The following is a 1179-nucleotide window of genomic DNA, read 5'->3' on the forward strand; positions in this document are numbered from 1 at the left end:
TTTTCTGCTTTTTCCGATTCAGATGATGATGCTCTGTCACTGTCATCCATATGGATAAAGTTTTCATCATCATCAATTTCTTCTGGTTCTCGTGCATCAGCAGCGGCTTTTTGGTCGTCTCCCACATCTGTTTCTAAGCCATTGGCTGCACCTGCTTCATCCCGTGCGCTGTATTTAAAATCCCAAGAGATGCAATGTTTCTCATGAATAACAACAATAGGGAGTGTTTCACCGGTGATGGCTTTGCCTTCACCCCGTTTGGCGAGCACAAGTTTGCCATCAACGGGCTTTGCTACCGCATCATATTCTTCTGCAAGGCGTGTGGCAAAAGCCATATCGCTTTCAGTCGTTTGGTCAATGTGACGCACAACGATTTTTGCAAGAGAAGGATCAACCTTTGGTGTATAGCCATTACGCTCTGCTATCTCTTGAACAATACTGCCAAGGGTTTGCTGGTGATAGGATTGGCTTTTTGGAGTTCTGTAAGACGTGTTCATTGATGCGGCGCGCCCTGTAACACTTAAGCTTTGCGGTGGGCTGCTTACAGAGATTTCGTCTATCAGATAGGCTCCCATATCGCGGTTTTTACCACCTTCATAACCAAGTGTTATGGAAATAACTGTCCCGATAAGAGGAATATCAAGAAAGCCGTTATCACTGTCACGCGCACGGTCATCAAGCTCTATAGTGATACGGTCACTTTTGTTTTCTGCTTCATCGGTAATTTCAATTGATAAAACATAATCCATGAGGGTTTTTGTGATGTCTTCTCCATTTGCCAAAACCGTGCAAAAAGGTTTCATGATTTGCTACCCCAAATTCTGATCACTGGTGTGGCTTTCGGATAGGGGAGGGTTGGTAAGAGTATCGTGATACCTGCTTTTAAAATGGGTCCATAGTCTGCAAGTCCCAAATTCGCTGCATAGACGCGTTCAACAGCAAGTGCTTGCTGACCTTTGGCATAGTATTTCCAGCAAATGGCATCTACCATATCGCCATCTTTGGTCATATAAAGGTCACTCATAGATCTTCACCATATTCTCTCAATTTTATCGTAAATTCTTGTTTTTTGGGGGTGCCGTTATGATGAAAAACGCTTTGCTTTTCCTCTACGGAAAGAATGACAAACTTACCTAAGATTTTGCCTTGACCGGTCACAAGAATATGAGGTCCCATATG

At 43.5% G+C, this 1179-nt stretch carries 3 protein-coding genes; all 3 read right to left on the minus strand.

What is annotated here, in order from left to right:
- On the minus strand, positions 1-803 hold an 803-nt coding region (locus ACFIK6_RS09860; RefSeq protein WP_375642737.1), incomplete at its 3' end, for a phage late control D family protein.
- A complete protein-coding gene (locus ACFIK6_RS09865; RefSeq protein WP_273783422.1) occupies positions 800-1024 on the minus strand; it encodes a tail protein X in 225 nt (74 codons plus the stop codon). The genes ACFIK6_RS09860 and ACFIK6_RS09865, both read right to left, overlap by 4 nt.
- On the minus strand, positions 1021-1179 hold a 159-nt coding region (locus ACFIK6_RS09870; protein ID WP_375642739.1), incomplete at its 5' end, for a phage tail protein. The genes ACFIK6_RS09870 and ACFIK6_RS09865, both read right to left, overlap by 4 nt.

The organism is Bartonella sp. AS69XJJH (assembly GCF_042195585.1).
Classification (GTDB): domain Bacteria; phylum Pseudomonadota; class Alphaproteobacteria; order Rhizobiales; family Rhizobiaceae; genus Bartonella.

Excerpts from the sequence above, each read along its gene's own strand:
- ACFIK6_RS09865 (WP_273783422.1), bottom strand. The coding sequence starts at position 1,024 with ATGAGTGACCTTTATATGACCAAAGATGGCGATATGGTAGATGCCATT.